Source organism: Leisingera sp. ABM4_103, from assembly GCF_056158685.1.
The window spans coordinates 3,323,117-3,337,422 of the sequence record NZ_JBSWTU010000005.1 but is presented as its reverse complement, the minus strand read 5'-3'; the positions used below and the strand labels follow the sequence as shown (position 1 = coordinate 3,337,422).

The window sequence follows — 14,306 nt, the reverse complement described above, 5'->3', positions numbered from 1 at the left end:
CTTTGTCGGATCGTCTGCTCCCCGTGGGGCAACTGCTCAGATCCCCATGAACAGTGCTACCGAAGCCGCTGGGTGCTGCAAACGGACAAGGAGGCCGGAGGTGCCGGCGGCCTCAGTTCAGCGGGCCGCCTTTGCATGGTGGAAGGGGGTGGCGTGTCAGGGCTTGGCGCGCTGAAGCATACCGAACAGATCGCGCGGATCGTCGGGGTCGGCCAGCATGTCCAGGTCGATGAAGTAATCTGTGCCATTTATGCGGTCGCGGATGTAGCGCAGCGCCGAGAAGTCCTCGATCGCAAAGCCGACGCTGTCGAACAGGGTGATTTGACGGTCTCCGGTGCGCCCCTGCTTCTTGCCCGCAATCACTTCCCATAGTTCGGTCACGGCGAAGTCTTCCGGCATCTGCTGGATTTCGCCTTCGATCTGGGTTTGCGGCGGATATTCGACAAAGACATCGGAGCGGTTGAGGATGCCGGGTGCCAGTTCGGTCTTGCCGGGGCAGTCGCCGCCGATCGCGTTGATGTGGACGCCGCTGCCGACCATGTTGTCAGTCAGAATGGTGGCATACTGCTTGTCCGCGGTGCAGGTGGTGAGGATCTGCGCGCCTTCGATCGCCTCCTCCGGCGTCTTGCAGGCGACAACTTCCATCCCCAGACCTTGCAGATTGCGGGCGCATTTTTCGGTTGCGGCTGGGTCGTTGTCATAGAGGCGCACGGATTTCAGCCCGATGATCGCCTTCATCGCCAGCGTCTGGAACTCCGACTGGGCGCCGTTGCCAATCATGGCCATCGTTGTTGATCCATTGGGCGCCAGATACTTGGCGGCCATTGCTGACGTGGCGGCAGTGCGCAACGCGGTCAGCATGGTCATCTCTGTCAGCAGCACCGGATAGCCAGTGTAGACATCCGCCAGGAGGCCAAAGGCGGTGACAGTCTGCAGTCCTTCGGAGGTGTTCTTAGGGTGACCGTTCACATATTTGAACCCATAGGCCTCGCCATCCGAGGTCGGCATCAGCTCGATCACGCCCACATCCGAATGGCTGGCAACGCGCGGGGTTTTGTCGAACAGCTCCCAGCGCTTGAAGTCTTCTTCCACATATTCGGCCAGATCGCGCATCATCTGCTCGATGCCGACGTGATGAATGAGGCGCATCATGTTGTCGACGCTGACAAAAGGCACCAGCGCCTTATCCGAGGGCTGTGTCATGCGGTTTTCCTTTCACGGGGGCTGAGGTGGATGCCTGCCAGCATGCAGCGCACCGACCCGCCTGCGGTTTCGATGGTGGGGATGGTCAGCGGCAGCGGCTCCGCGCTTTGCTCAATGACCGAAATCTGATCCGGACGCAGCGCGCCCAATGCCTTGGCCGAGAGAGCCAGAAGGCGCTTGCGGCCAGTGAGCTCCAGGGCGTTGCCCGCAAAGCTTGCGATCTGTTCCGGCGTGAGGTCAATCACCCGGCGGCCGGTTTCTTCCAGCCGCGCGGCAACTTCGGCGCGGCGGGCGGGGTCCACAATCATGTCCAGGCAGATCAGCGCGTATTCAGTGCCGATCCCCATCAGAACATTGGTGTGATAGACGTCGCGGCCTGCATCATCTTTGGCTTCGAACACCATGGGTTCAAAGTTGAAATGGGTGCAGAAGCGTTCCAGCAGAACCGAATTGGCGCGGTTGGATTTCACCGTGTAGGCGATGCGGCCGATATGGTCGAGCACCATGGCGCCGGTGCCTTCCAGCGACAACCCGTCCTGTTCCAAACCGGAATAGTCGATCACATCCTGAACCCGGTAGTCCCGTTTCAACAGCTCAATCACATCCCAGCGCCGCTCCTTGCGGCGGTTTTCCGCAAACATCGGGTAGACGGCAACATGGCCGCCGGCATGAGTGGAGAACCAGTTGTTGGGAAAAACGCTGTCCGGAGTTTCGGTGCCGGTGTCATCAAACACATGTACCGCAACGCCCGCGCCGCGCAGAGCTTCGACGGCGCCGTCGAATTCCGCCAGAGCCTGGGCTGACGTAACCTCAGCCGACGTGTTTGCCAATGTCTGGAAGGCGTTATCGCCTTTGGTTTCAGGGTTCGAGCAGAAGTGATGCGGCCGGATCATCACGACCGCAGAGGGGGCTTGCAGGCTGGTCACTGGTAGCTCCGGGTCGGGCGGTCAAAGACGCGGCGGCCGAGGGCGGAGGCACAGAGATCCACCATCAGATGCGCGGTCCGGCCGCGCTCATCCAAGAACGGATTCAGCTCCACCAGATCCAGCGAGGTCATCAGGCCGGAATCATGCAGGATTTCGCAAACCAGATGCGCCTCGCGCACGGTCGCGCCGCCGGGGACGGTGGTGCCGACGGCCGGGGCAACCGAGGGGTCGAGGAAGTCCACGTCGAGAGACACGTGCAACATGCCATTGGCCTCTGCGACCTGATCCAGGAACCGGTTCAGCGGACCGGCAATGCCGTTTTCATCAATGTGGCGCATGTCGTGGGTGCGGATGGCGCTGTCTTCCAGCGCGAGCCGCTCCTGTGTGTCCACTGACCGCAGGCCGATCATGCAGACATTTTCTTCCGGTACCGGGTTCAGGACTTCAGGAAAATCGTCGAACCCCCTGCGTCCGGTGAAATATCCGACTGGCGTTCCATGCAGATTACCGCTGTCAGAGGTTTCCGGCGTGTGGAAATCGGTATGCGCATCCAGCCATAGCACAAAAAGCGGCCGGCCTGCCTTGGCAGCATAGTTTGCGGCGCCAGCCACCGATCCCAGCGACAGCGAGTGATCGCCGCCGAGGAAAACCGGCAAGCCGCACTCAAGTGCATCTTCCGCGGCCTGAGCGAGGCGCGATGTCCAGCCGATGGTTTCATTGCGGGCGTAGACAAGCCCGTCATTGGTGTCGGCGGCGTGTGTCTCGGGAGACAAGTTGCCGAGATCTTCTACTGTGTGCCCGAGGCTTTCCAAGGCGGTGGCAATTCCGGCAGTGCGGTAGGCGTCCGGGCCCATCAGACAGCCGGCACGGCGCTTGCCGCTGTCGACTGGGGCTCCAATCAGGATGCAATGTTGTGAAGTCACGGTTTTGCTCTCTCTAAAAGTCAGCTTTCCATCTATAAACTTCCGAAATGCGATGGAATCCAGCAAGCAATTTGGTCATATTGGTTGCTGATTGTTCGATTTGAGGTGAAGTATGGACAGAACGGAGGAGCGCCTGATCTCTGCGCTGCGTCACAACGCCAGGGCGTCGCTGTCGGATTTGGCGCTGGAGCTGAACCTGTCGCGCACTACGGTGCGGGCCAGGATAGAGCGGCTGCAGGCCCGCGGGGACATTCTGGGGTTCACTGTTGTGTTAAAGGAAGATGTGCTGCGGGATCCGGTGCGTGGTCTGATGATGATCGGTATCGAGGGCCGTGGAACCAGCCGGATCACCAGGCAGCTGCAGGGGCTGCCGGAAGTGAGGGCGATTCACACTACCAATGGACGCTGGGATTTGATTGTTGAACTTGGCACTGAAACTTTGGAGACACTGGACGCAGCTCTTGCCAAGATCCGAACCTTCGAAGGGGTGGTGAGCAGTGAAACCAATCTGCTACTAGCCACCAAAAAGGACACGTGATCCTGAAGCATATAACGCTGCCAGCGGGTTAGCGGCCGCAGTTTAGCTTTCCAGCAGGTTAACCCTGCTTGCGGATATAGTTGGCGGCGGCAAACCAAAGCAGTGCGAGGCCAAAGGAGGCAATTGCATTCCAGCTGGCCATGGACAGAGAGAACATCTCCCATGGCACCTCGTCGCAGCGCACCAGCGGTGCGGCCATGATCTGCTCCATCAGCTGATCGGGGGACAGTCCGCCGATCGGGCCGGAGGTGCAGGTGGAAGGACCTTCCCACCAGCCGCGTTCAACCCCGGTATGAAACACGCCGACGCCTGCGGTGGTCAGCGCTGCCAGCGCCCCAAGATATGGCAGAGTGGCACCGGGAATGATCAGCGCCAGAATGCCGATACCGGCTGCGGCGGCATGAGGGTAGCGCTGCCAGTAGCACAGATTGCAGGGTGGCATTTCGCCGATGTACTGAAAGGCCAGCGCTCCAACTAGGAGAGCTGCAGAGCCTGCGGCGGCAATGACGATCAATAACCGGTGCATGATCAGATGAACCTCACCATCAGGAAGCCGCCGAACAGCACCACCATGAAGGCCGAGAAAACCAGCCCCAAGCGGCGTTCAATGAAGTCGCGGACCGGGGCCCCGAACTGCCAGAGCAGAGCGGCGACAATGAAAAAACGCAGTGCACGGGCGAGGATAGAGGTGGCAATGAAAGTGCTGAGCGGCATTCCGGTCCAGCCCGACATGATGGTGATCACCTTGTAGGGGAACGGCGTGATGCCTGCGCCCAGAACCGCCCAGAAGCCAAAGTCGTTGAAGCGGGTGTTGAACTCCGCCATGGCATCGCCTTTGCCCATCGCCTCCAGAACCGGTTGCCCGATGCTGTCATAAAAGAATGCTCCGATGGCATATCCAAGCATACCGCCCGCCACAGAGGCCACCAAGGCCACCAGCGCGACCAGCCAGGCGCGCGACGGGCGCGCCAGGATCATCGGTATCATCAGCACGTCTGGGGGAATTGGAAAAACAGAGCTTTCTACAAAGGCGACGGCAGCCAGGCACCAAAGCGCCTTGGGGTGATCGGCCAAAGCCATTGTCCGGTCATATAGCGGTTTCAGCATGCTGCGCCCTGCGTCCTCAACGGCGTTTGCAGAGGGAGGTCGCATGTGCGCCGGCCTCCGTCAACCTTTGCTGCGGATGAATTTGCAACGGGATGTGATTTCGGCGCAGAGGTGCCGTTTTGCCTCTGGACGTCGGCGGCAGGCTTGGCTAGGAACGGTGCGTGGCCCAAGTGGCGGAATGGTAGACGCAGGGGATTCAAAATCCCCCGATGGCAACATCGTGAGAGTTCGAGTCTCTCCTTGGGCACCACAGATTTTCGTTAACTATCAAATACATCGGAAACGAAGCTGAACCAAAAACCTGGCACGGCAAGGATTGCCTGCGACCGGCGGCTTACTCCGGTTACGCTTTGCATCAGTGCAAAATCAGCGGCTGTCCTTCAGGCCGTAATCGGCGAAAGCTGCGATCACGTCCGCCATCTCATCCTCGCTCAGGATATGCGGCTTGCCCAAGGCGAGACTGGTCGTATAACCCTTTGCAAGCGTTTCAAGTTCCACCATCCGCCAAAGCGCGCGGGGAAGGCTCTCACCCGTTGTCACCGCGCCGTGATTGGCCATCAGGCAAGCGCTGCGGTCCTGCAGAGACCGGATCATATTCTCTGACAATTTGCGGCTGCCGAACAAGGCGTAGTCCGCCACCGGCACGTCGCTGCCGCCAAAGGCCGCAACCATGTAGTGGCAGGCGGGGATCGACTGCCGGTTCATGGCCAGCGCGCTGCAATAAACAGGATGGGCATGGACAACCGCGTTGACAGCAGACTTGGCCTGCAGGATCGCCTGGTGAAACGGCCACTCGGTGGAGGGTTTGAGCTGCCCCTCTGGCGGGGCGCTGCCGTCCAGCGGCATCCGGACCAGATCCGCAGGTGTCATTTTCTCGTAAGGCACGCCAGATGGGGTGATCAGCATGTGATCACCCGCCCGCACGGAGATATTGCCTGACGTGCCCTGATTGATACCCGAGGCATTCATCTCAAGGCAGGCGTCAATCACCGCCTGCCGCAATTCTGTGCTGTCCTGATAGGGAGGCTTCACGTCTGGCGCCCCTGTCAGGCGGACTTGGCGGCGGCCATTTCCGGGAACAGCCCGGCCAGGCCTTCCTCGGAGGCTTCGCAGATGCCGCGTTCAGTGATCAGTCCGGTGACCAGCCTATTGGGGGTTACGTCAAAGGCCGGGTTGCCGCCGGGCGTTCCGTCGGGTGTAACCTGAATCACACCGATATCACCGCTTTCCGTCTTGCCTTGGACATGGGTGATCTCTTGTTCGCTGCGCTCCTCGATCGGAATTTCGGCGACACCATCCGAGACAGTCCAGTCGATCGTCGGCGAGGGCAGGGCAACATGGAAGGGCACGCCGTTGTCCTTGGCCGCCAGCGCCTTAAGGTAAGTGCCGATCTTGTTGCAGACGTCGCCGCGGCGTGTGGTGCGGTCGGTGCCGGTGATCACCAGATCGACCTGGCCGTGCTGCATCAGGTGGCCGCCGGCGTTGTCGGTGATGTAGCTGTGGCTGATGCCGTGGCTGCCCAGTTCCCAGGAGGTCAGCGCGCCCTGATTGCGCGGGCGGGTTTCGTCGACCCAGACGTGGATCGGGATGCCCGCGTCATGGGCCTGGTACATCGGGCTGGTGGCGGTGCCCCAGTCCACGGTGGCAATCCAGCCGGCGTTGCAATGGGTCAGCAGCCGCACAGGCTCGCCTGCCGGTTTTCCTTCGGCGATTTTTTCAATCAGATCAAGGCCATGCGCACCAATTCTGCGATTGATCTCGACATCTTCATCAGCGATTTCATGGGCCAGCGCCAGAGCCGCTGCTGCCCGTTCGCCTTCCACCAGCGGCCGCAAGTAATTGCGGCAGCGGTCCAGCGCCCAGCGCAGGTTGATGGCAGTGGGGCGCGTTGCGTTGAGGAAGCTCCAAGCCTGATCCATCGCGGAGTCGGACGGGTCCAGGCGCATCGCCAGCGCCATGCCGTAGGCGGCAGTGGCGCCGATCAGCGGCGCGCCGCGAACCCGCATTTCGACAATCGCGTCGGCAAATTCCTGCAGGGTGCTGACCTGCTGGATGCGGAAGTCATGCGGCAGCCAGCGCTGGTCAATGATTTGCAGCGCGTCCTTGTCATGATCCCACCACAGGGACCGGTAATGCGTACCGTCAACTTTCATCTGGCTGTCTCCCTAATCCGGCGGCCCCAAGCGCGGCGCCGGAATCGATCCGGTTTCCGGCTCCGGCCTAGCGCCGCCCGTGAGGTTAGACAACCACCAACACCAGGAGAATTCAATGAACCGGAACCTTCGGATCAAAGCGAATTGGCTGAGAAGGTGTCGCAGGCGCTGATATCCCCGGTCTCATATCCCCGCGCAAACCATGCCTGCCGCTGGGCGCTGGTGCCGTGCGAGAAAGTATGCGGCTGCGGCACCCGGCCCGCGTTGCGCTGCAGCGTGTCATCGCCGATCTGTTTAGCCGCATTCATCGCTTCGCCGATGTCACCGGGCTCCAGCGTGCCCAGCTGATCCCGGGCATAGCGGGCCCAGATTCCGGAGAAGCAATCTGCCTGCAGTTCGGTGCGCACGGAAATCGCGTTGGATTCGACCTCGCTGACCTGGGCGCGGATGCGCTGGGTCTGACTCAGGATGCCAAGCTCATTTTGGACATGATGCGCAACCTCATGCGCGACGACATAGGCAGCCGCAAAATCGCCGCTCGCGCCAAGCCGCTGGCTGAGCGTGGTGAAGAATGCGGTGTCGAGATAGACCTTCTCATCCAAGGGGCAATAGAACGGGCCGGTCGCGCCAGAGGCCCCGCCGCAGGGCGATTGCGTCACCCCCTTGTAGAGAACCAGCACGGCTGGATCGTAAGCACGGCCAAGCTGCTGTTCAAAGATCGCGGCCCAGACGTCTTCAGTGTCGGCCAGCGCCACGCTGACAAACTCTGCGGCGGCCTGATCCGCTTCGGTGACTGGCGCGGATTGGCGGCTTTGCGGTGCGGTGCCTTGCAAGAGCGGTGTGAGGTCGACGCCCAGAAATGCCCCTACGACCACGATCAGGATGGCACCGGCGCCTCCGATCCCTGCGGTTCTTCCCGACAGCCTCCGGCCACGGCGGTCCTCGATATTGCGGCTTCCCCGGCGGCCTCTCCAACGCATTCTTTCCTCCTGGTATCCTGGCCTGCCTGCGTTCGTGGAACCAAATAGCGGTTGGCCCTCCGCTATCAAGCGGACCCGCCCCGGCGGGTTTCTGGTCAGGCATCCGATTAGATAACACTTCGCCGCCGCATGCGGTTCCCCACTCCCGCAGATGGTGCGGCGCTGCACGCCGATGAAACCGCTTGGGCAGCCCTCGCGGCTGGACCACGCGATGAGAGAAAGCGCGTGAGGTGCAAGACGGCTCTTGCAGATAAGGTTAGCAAATTATTGAATGGGGTAAATTTCGTTACCGCAACGACGGCCATCACAGCCGCCGGCGCATCAATTCCTAGTTCACAATCAAAATTCGAAGGGGCACAGCATGGCACGATTTAGGACTGCAGGCCTGTCCGGAGGCACCGGTCTTGCGATGATTGCAGCGGCAAGTCTGATGCTTGCGGGGCCTGTAACCGCCCAGCAGGGCGCGGCGCCGAAAGTTTCGGTTGCGCAGGCTGCTATCAAGCCGATCAAGGACACTGCGACCTTCATCGGCCGCGGCGAAGCGATTGACAAGGCCGACATCATGGCGCGCGTCAGCGGTTATCTGGAGGAGGTGCTGGTCGAAGACGGCGCAGAAGTGGAGCAGGGGGATCTGCTGTTCCGCATCGAGCGCAGCGCCTATGAGGCGGTGCTGGAAAGCCGCCGGGCCGAGCTGGCGCAGGCTGAGGCCAACCTTGAACTGGCCGCTCTGGATCTGGCCCGGAAACAGGAACTGTTCGAGCGCGGATCGGTCTCTGAAGCGGACCGCGACACTGCCCGCGCCAATGAGCTGGTGGCGGAGGCCGGGGTGCGTGCCGCCCAAGCTGCCATTCAGCAAGCGGAGCTGGACCTGAGCTATACGGAGGTCAACGCGCCGTTTTCAGGCCGCCTCGGCCGGGTCGAGGTCAGCATTGGCGATGTGGTGAGCCCTAGCGGCTCGCCCTTGGTCAATATCGTTCGGGAGGCACCGGTCTATGTTTCCTTCTCGCTGAATGAAAAACAGTTTGTCGAAATCCTTCAGGAGCTTGAGGCCAACGGCCGCGACCGTGCAAATACCGAAACCGCTCCGGAAGTGTTCGTTGTGCTCCCCAATGGAGAGGAGCTGGAGGAAAAGGGCCGGATCGCCTTTGCCGGCAATCGCGTTGACCCTGACACCGGGGCTGTCACCGTACGGGCGAAGTTCGAAAACGATCACCGCTTGATCCTGGACGGCGCTTTTCTGACCGTTGGCCTGCAGTCGCAGGAGGCAATCGACCGGATCATCATCAGTCAGGCGGCGATCCAGCGCGATCAGCAGGGGCCGTTTGTATTGGTCGTAGATGATCAGAACCAGGTTCAGCAGCGTTACATCGTGACCGGTGACGTGCAGGGGACCGGCATCGTGGTTCTGGACGGGCTGACCCAGGGCGAAACCGTGGTGGTCCAGGGCCTGCAAAAAATCCGCCCCGGCGTTGAGGTGGATCCGGTGCAAGCCGCGCAGGCTGGAGAGTAAGCGATGTTTTCCTCACTCTTTATCTCGCGGCCCAAGTTTGCGATCGTGATCTCTCTGGTGCTGACCGTCATGGGGGTCATCGGCTATTTCGCGCTGCCCGTGGCACAGTTCCCCGAAATCACGCCTCCGGTGGTGAACGTGACCGCCAGCTATCCTGGCGCCAATGCGGAAACGGTTGAAAAAAGCGTCGCCGCGCCAATCGAGGCGCAGGTCAACGGGGTGGACGGGATGCTCTATATGTCCTCCACCTCTGCCGACAACGGCAGCTATTCATTGTCTGTTACCTTTGAGGTTGGCACTGATCCGGACATTGCCTCGGTCAATGTTCAGAACCGTGTGGCGCAAGCGGTCGCCGCACTGCCGGCCGAGGTTACCGCCAATGGCGTGGTGACACAAAAAAGCTCGTCCAACATGCTGCTGGTGGCCGCGCTCACCTCGCCGAACGGATCATATGACAGCGTGTTCCTGTCGAACTACGCCGCAATTAACATCAAGGATGCGCTGGCGCGGGTGGCTGGCGTCGGCAAGGCCGACATCCTGACCAACTTCGAATACGCCATGCGTGTCTGGCTGGACCCGAACAAGATGGCAGGCCTGAGCATTTCACCCGGCGACGTGATCAACGCGGTGCGCGAGCAGAATATCGAGGTCTCGGCGGGGCAGGTGGGCGCACCGCCGGTGCCCGGCGACCAGGTGTTCCAGTACACCATCAAGTCCAAGGGTCGGCTGACCGAAGTCAGCGAATTCGAGGAAATCGTTATCCGAACCGGCAATGGCGGCAGCACCGTGCGGCTAAGCGATATCGCGCGGGTGGAACTGGGGGCTTCCAACTACAGCGCGTCGGGCTTTTACGATGGCGTGCCGGCCACCATCCTGGCCGTCTACCAGGCTCCTGGCGCCAATGCGCTTGCAGTGTCGGAAGCGGTACTGGAGGAAATGGAGAGGCTGTCGCAGGACTTTCCTGAGGACGTGTCCTACTCCGTCCCGTTCAACACCACGGATTTTGTCGAGCAATCGCTGAATGACGTCATCTCCACCCTGATGATGACTTTTGTACTGGTGATTTCGGTGGTGTTCGTTTTCCTGGGCTCTTTCCGGGCGACCATCATTCCAGCCGTGGCCATTCCGGTGTCGCTGATCGGCACATTCGCCTTCCTTCTGGCGCTCGGCATGTCGCTCAACACCATCTCACTGTTCGCGCTTGTGTTGGCGATCGGTATCGTGGTCGATGATGCCATCGTGGTGGTCGAGAACGTCGAGCGGATCATCGCCGAGGAGGGGCTGCCCCCGGCTGAGGCGACCCGCAAGGCAATGGGTCAGATCACCGGTCCGGTTATCGCGACCACACTGGTGCTGCTGGCGGTGTTTGTGCCGGTCACCTTCATGCCCGGGATCACAGGCAAGCTGTATTCCCAATTTGCCGTGACCATTTCGGTTGCGGTGGTGATCTCCTCAATCAACGCGCTAACGCTGTCGCCAGCGCTTTGCGCCATCGTTCTTAAGCCCCGCTCTGGCCCGCCCAAGGGGCTGCTGGCAATGTTTGAAAACATGATCGGCGGTGTGCGCAGAGGCTACCTGAGCATCGTTACGCGCCTGCTGCGGCTGCCGGTGATCGGTTTGGCAATCATCGCGGCTGTTGCTCTCGGGGCAGGCGGCATTTTCAACTCGACCTCCAAGGGGTTCCTGCCGTCGGAAGACAACGGCTATCTTTTTGTCGATGTTCAGCTCCCTGATGCGGCTGCCTTGGGGCGCACGGAGGCGGTGACAAGCAGGATTGACGAGCAGATCCGTCAGATCCCCGGCGTTCAGGGCACCGTGCTGGTCAACGGTTTCAGCCTGCTGAATGGTGCCAGCGCAAATGGCGCGATGATCATTGCCAATCTGGCCCCTTGGGACGAGCGGCAGAGCGAGGCACTGCAACCCAACGCCATCCTCGGCCAGATCTACGGCATCGCTAACGCCGAGGCGGCAGCCAGCATTGTCGCGTTCAACCCGCCGCCAATCTCCGGCCTTGGCATGTCAGCGGGTGTTGAAATGGCGGTGCAGCAGACTGCAGGCGGCACACCGCAGGATCTGGCGCAGTCGATCGGCTCACTGGTCTATTCCGCCAACCAGCGGCCCGAGATCGCCCAGTCCTACACCACCTTCCGGGCCAACGTGCCGCAGGTGTTTGTCGATCTGGACCGGGAGAAGGCCAAGACGCTGAACGTGCCGATCGCCGAGGTCTTCCAGACCATGCAGGCGCATCTGGGCTCTTACTATGTCAACGACTTCAACCTGTTTGGCCGCGTCTACAAGGTGATGCTCCAGGCCGAGGGCACCTATCGCGACAAGATCGAGGACATCGGTGGCCTCTATGTGCGGGCCCAGTCCGGCGAGATGGTGCCGCTGTCGACCCTGATCGACGTGGAGAACGTGTTGGGGCCAGTGCTGCTCAAGCGGCACAATATCTTCCGTTCTGCCACTGTGACGGCAGTGCCCGCGCCCGGGCTTTCGACCGGCGATGCCATCCGGGTGATGCAGGAAGAGGCCGCAACGGCATTGCCGCCGGGGTACGCCTATGAGTGGACCGGCACAGCGCAGCAGCAGCTGGACTCGGCGGGGCTGGTCACGGTGATCCTGGCGATGGCGGTGCTGTTCGGCTACCTGTTCCTTGTGGCGCAGTACGAAAGCTGGACTATGCCGGTGGCAATCCTGCTGTCCGTTATCGTTGCGTTGTTCGGCGCTGTCGCGGCGGTGGCTATCGCAGGCAATGACATCAACCTCTACACCCAGATCGGGATGATCATGCTGATCGGCCTGGCGTCAAAGAACGCGATCCTCATCGTCGAATTTGCGATGGAGCAGCGCGCGGCTGGCCTGAGCATCCGCGAGGCCGCGCAAGAGGCCGCAAAGCAGCGGTTCCGCGCCGTGATGATGACGGCGCTGTCCTTCTTGCTGGGGGTCGTGCCGCTGATGCTCGCCTCTGGCGCTGGGGCCGCCAGCCAGCGTGCGATAGGTATTGCCGTCTTTGGTGGGATGCTGGCAGCGACGGTGGTCGGGGTGATTGTTGTACCGGTGCTGTATGCGATGATGCAGGCCATGCGCGAACGCGTCAAAGGCACGCCTGAGGCAAGACCGGCAGAGTAAACGTACTGACCCCGCGGGCCATCAGGCTGGCGGGGTCAATTTCCCCCAGGGTGCTGGCTGAATTGAAATCAGGCTTGACGCGCCCGCAGGCCGCGATTGTGGGCCGCCGCAAGGATCATGTCCCATTTGCGCGGTGTGCAGCGAAACTCCGGCTCCACATCACATGTCAGGGGCGCGCTGGCCTCCGGCGGGATCTTGCGGGCTTCGGCGGAAACGCAGCGTTCCAATGCCCAGAAATCCGTCAATGACGGGTTGTCTTGAATCACCTGGCTCAGCAGCATTGCCGCAAGCTCCCTGTCTTTGTGCCCGCAGTTTCGGTTCTTGAACCGCGGATCAATTTTTGTGTGACGCTTGTTAGCGCCATCCGCCTCATTTGTCACCAGGGCAATTCTCTGCCGCCCGCAAATCAGCATAAAAAGCTGTGTTGGGCACAGCCCCGCAGGCAGTAGCCCAAGCGCTTTTTCCGCAATGCAAGAATTGCCCGGCTGCAGATTCCCCTTGCAATTAAATTCTTTGCCTGCCGGTACCGCGAAACCTTCCAAAGCGGACGGGGAAATTTACCTAACTGTCGTCATGACAGAGAAAAAATGCGGATTTCGGGGGTGCGTCAATAGATAGCACCCTTGACTTGGGCGGGTCCCGGTGAAACCTTTGTGGACGTGCAAAAAAATCCGCACTTGCCTAGCTTGGGGGCCAAATTCTCTGGCCGTGCGTGGAGCATAATACCGCTTTCGCTAATTTCCGGGCCGGGCTGCAAATCATAAGACAAGTGGGAGAGACTTGATCATGAAACACACCAAGCTGGCGATCGGTGCTTTGGTGACCGCGGCCTTTATGGCTCCGGCAGCATCTGCGCAGGAATTCATCACCATCGGCACTGGCGGCGTGACCGGCGTGTATTACCCGACCGGCGGTGCCATTTGCCGTCTGGTGAACAAGGGCCGCAAGGAGCATGGCTTCAAATGCGCCGTCGAATCCACCGGCGGCTCGGTCTACAACATCAACACCATCCGCGAGGGCGAGCTGCAATTCGGCGTGGCCCAGTCGGACTGGCAGTACCACGCCTACAACGGCTCCTCCAAGTTTGAGGAAGCGGGCCCGTTTGAAGGCCTGCGCGCCGTGTTCTCGGTGCATCCGGAACCGTTCACCGTGGTGGCCCGCGCTGACGCCGGCATCTCCACCTTTGACGACCTCAAGGGTAAGCGCGTCAACATTGGCAACCCGGGCTCCGGCCAGCGCGGCACCATGGAAGTGCTGATGGAAGCCAAGGGCTGGGGCATGGAAGATTTCGCCCTGGCGACCGAGCTGAAGGCGGCAGAGCAGTCGGCGGCGCTGTGCGACAACCAGATCGACGCGATGATCTACACCGTCGGCCACCCGTCCGGCTCCATCCAGGAAGCCACCACTGCCTGTGACTCGGTTCTGGTCACCGTCGATGGCGAAGCGGTTGAGAAACTGGTTGGCGACAACTCTTTCTACCGCACCGCCACCATCCCCGGCGGCATGTACCGCGGTACTGACGAGGACGTGAGCACCTTTGGTGTGGGCGCGACCTTCGTGACCTCGGCAGACGTGTCTGAAGATGCGGTTTACGCGGTCGTCAGCTCGGTCTTCGAAAACTTCGAGGCGTTCCAGAAGCTGCACCCGGCATTCGCGAACCTGAAGCCGGAAGAGATGATCGCGGACGGCCTGTCGGCTCCGCTGCATCCCGGCGCAGCCAAGTACTACAAGGAAAAAGGCTGGATCGAGTAATCAGCCAGAGAATTGGGGCGGGGCGCATCAGCGCCCCGTTTCTGCCCCCTGGTCGGGGGAGGAAATTTGAGGCCGAGCCGCACTG

General features: G+C 61.0%; 13 protein-coding genes and 1 tRNA gene. 5 read left to right on the top strand and 9 right to left on the bottom strand.

The annotated features are described in order from the left end of the window. Window positions 1-156 precede the first annotated feature (156 nt). Genes ACXAED_RS18180 through rocF form a run of 3 tightly spaced genes read right to left on the bottom strand, consistent with a single transcriptional unit; the run spans window position 157 to window position 3,052 of the window. Window positions 157-1,203, bottom strand: coding sequence for an ornithine cyclodeaminase (locus tag ACXAED_RS18180; RefSeq protein WP_475052073.1), 1,047 nt, complete (start codon window positions 1,201-1,203; stop codon window positions 157-159). Beyond that, window positions 1,200-2,129, bottom strand: a complete 930-nt coding sequence (gene ctlX, locus ACXAED_RS18175; RefSeq protein WP_475052070.1) for a citrulline utilization hydrolase CtlX — start codon at window positions 2,127-2,129, stop codon at window positions 1,200-1,202. Before ctlX ends, ACXAED_RS18180 begins: the two co-directional genes overlap by 4 nt. Further along, a complete protein-coding gene (gene rocF / locus ACXAED_RS18170; RefSeq protein WP_475052068.1) occupies window positions 2,126-3,052 on the bottom strand; it encodes an arginase in 927 nt (308 codons plus the stop codon). The genes ctlX and rocF overlap by 4 nt, the downstream gene beginning before the upstream one ends. 112 nt (window positions 3,053-3,164) lie before the next feature. On the opposite strand from rocF, the gene ACXAED_RS18165 reads away from it, so the two are divergent. Further along, window positions 3,165-3,590: an Lrp/AsnC family transcriptional regulator gene (locus ACXAED_RS18165; protein ID WP_475052067.1), complete on the top strand. Its 426-nt coding sequence runs from the start codon at window positions 3,165-3,167 to the stop codon at window positions 3,588-3,590. A 58-nt stretch (window positions 3,591-3,648) separates the two neighbouring features. On the opposite strand, the gene ACXAED_RS18160 is transcribed toward ACXAED_RS18165, so the two are convergent. Together ACXAED_RS18160 and ACXAED_RS18155 are read right to left on the bottom strand one after the other, a co-directional pair. Further along, complete coding sequence (locus ACXAED_RS18160) at window positions 3,649-4,116, bottom strand: disulfide bond formation protein B (protein ID WP_475052064.1); 468 nt, start codon at window positions 4,114-4,116, stop codon at window positions 3,649-3,651. Between the two features lie 2 nt (window positions 4,117-4,118). Further along, a complete protein-coding gene (locus tag ACXAED_RS18155) occupies window positions 4,119-4,697 on the bottom strand; it encodes a YqaA family protein (RefSeq protein ID WP_475053138.1) in 579 nt (192 codons plus the stop codon). A gap of 164 nt (window positions 4,698-4,861) precedes the next feature. On the opposite strand from ACXAED_RS18155, the gene ACXAED_RS18150 reads away from it, so the two are divergent. Beyond that, a tRNA-Leu gene (locus ACXAED_RS18150) sits at window positions 4,862-4,947 on the top strand. 116 nt (window positions 4,948-5,063) lie between these two features. Here ACXAED_RS18150 and ACXAED_RS18145 read toward each other — a convergent pair. The 3 genes from ACXAED_RS18145 to ypfJ form a co-directional block, all read right to left on the bottom strand. Next, on the bottom strand, window positions 5,064-5,729 hold the full coding sequence (locus ACXAED_RS18145) for a class II aldolase/adducin family protein (protein ID WP_475052061.1): 666 nt from the start codon (window positions 5,727-5,729) through the stop codon (window positions 5,064-5,066). Between the two features lie 14 nt (window positions 5,730-5,743). Then, complete coding sequence (gene mtnA / locus ACXAED_RS18140) at window positions 5,744-6,850, bottom strand: S-methyl-5-thioribose-1-phosphate isomerase (protein ID WP_475052059.1); 1,107 nt, start codon at window positions 6,848-6,850, stop codon at window positions 5,744-5,746. Window positions 6,851-6,984: 134 nt separating this feature from the next. Further along, the gene (gene ypfJ / locus ACXAED_RS18135; protein WP_475052057.1) at window positions 6,985-7,830 is read right to left on the bottom strand and encodes a KPN_02809 family neutral zinc metallopeptidase; all 846 of its coding nucleotides are present in this window, start codon (window positions 7,828-7,830) and stop codon (window positions 6,985-6,987) included. A 361-nt stretch (window positions 7,831-8,191) separates the two neighbouring features. On the opposite strand from ypfJ, the gene ACXAED_RS18130 reads away from it, so the two are divergent. Both ACXAED_RS18130 and ACXAED_RS18125 read left to right on the top strand, forming a co-directional pair. Further along, window positions 8,192-9,340: an efflux RND transporter periplasmic adaptor subunit gene (locus ACXAED_RS18130; RefSeq protein WP_475052056.1), complete on the top strand. Its 1,149-nt coding sequence runs from the start codon at window positions 8,192-8,194 to the stop codon at window positions 9,338-9,340. Between the two features lie 3 nt (window positions 9,341-9,343). Beyond that, window positions 9,344-12,469: an efflux RND transporter permease subunit gene (locus ACXAED_RS18125; RefSeq protein WP_475052054.1), complete on the top strand. Its 3,126-nt coding sequence runs from the start codon at window positions 9,344-9,346 to the stop codon at window positions 12,467-12,469. A 68-nt stretch (window positions 12,470-12,537) separates the two neighbouring features. On the opposite strand, the gene ACXAED_RS18120 is transcribed toward ACXAED_RS18125, so the two are convergent. Continuing rightward, window positions 12,538-13,011 carry a hypothetical protein gene (locus ACXAED_RS18120; RefSeq protein ID WP_475052053.1) on the bottom strand — a complete coding sequence of 158 codons (474 nt, stop codon included), beginning with the start codon at window positions 13,009-13,011 and terminating at the stop codon, window positions 12,538-12,540. Between the two features lie 244 nt (window positions 13,012-13,255). Here ACXAED_RS18120 and ACXAED_RS18115 point away from each other — a divergent pair, with 244 nt between their 5' ends. Then, window positions 13,256-14,221: a TAXI family TRAP transporter solute-binding subunit gene (locus tag ACXAED_RS18115; RefSeq protein WP_475052051.1), complete on the top strand. Its 966-nt coding sequence runs from the start codon at window positions 13,256-13,258 to the stop codon at window positions 14,219-14,221. The last annotated feature ends 85 nt before the right edge of the window (window positions 14,222-14,306 follow it).

Excerpts from the sequence above, each read along its gene's own strand:
- ACXAED_RS18125 (WP_475052054.1), top strand. The coding sequence starts at position 9,344 with ATGTTTTCCTCACTCTTTATCTCGCGGCCCAAGTTTGCGATCGTGATC.
- ACXAED_RS18180 (WP_475052073.1), bottom strand. The coding sequence starts at position 1,203 with ATGACACAGCCCTCGGATAAGGCGCTGGTGCCTTTTGTCAGCGTCGAC.
- ACXAED_RS18155 (WP_475053138.1), bottom strand. The coding sequence starts at position 4,697 with ATGCTGAAACCGCTATATGACCGGACAATGGCTTTGGCCGATCACCCC.
- ACXAED_RS18160 (WP_475052064.1), bottom strand. The coding sequence starts at position 4,116 with ATGCACCGGTTATTGATCGTCATTGCCGCCGCAGGCTCTGCAGCTCTC.
- mtnA (WP_475052059.1), bottom strand. The coding sequence starts at position 6,850 with ATGAAAGTTGACGGTACGCATTACCGGTCCCTGTGGTGGGATCATGAC.
- ACXAED_RS18115 (WP_475052051.1), top strand. The coding sequence starts at position 13,256 with ATGAAACACACCAAGCTGGCGATCGGTGCTTTGGTGACCGCGGCCTTT.
- ypfJ (WP_475052057.1), bottom strand. The coding sequence starts at position 7,830 with ATGCGTTGGAGAGGCCGCCGGGGAAGCCGCAATATCGAGGACCGCCGT.
- ACXAED_RS18165 (WP_475052067.1), top strand. The coding sequence starts at position 3,165 with ATGGACAGAACGGAGGAGCGCCTGATCTCTGCGCTGCGTCACAACGCC.
- ACXAED_RS18130 (WP_475052056.1), top strand. The coding sequence starts at position 8,192 with ATGGCACGATTTAGGACTGCAGGCCTGTCCGGAGGCACCGGTCTTGCG.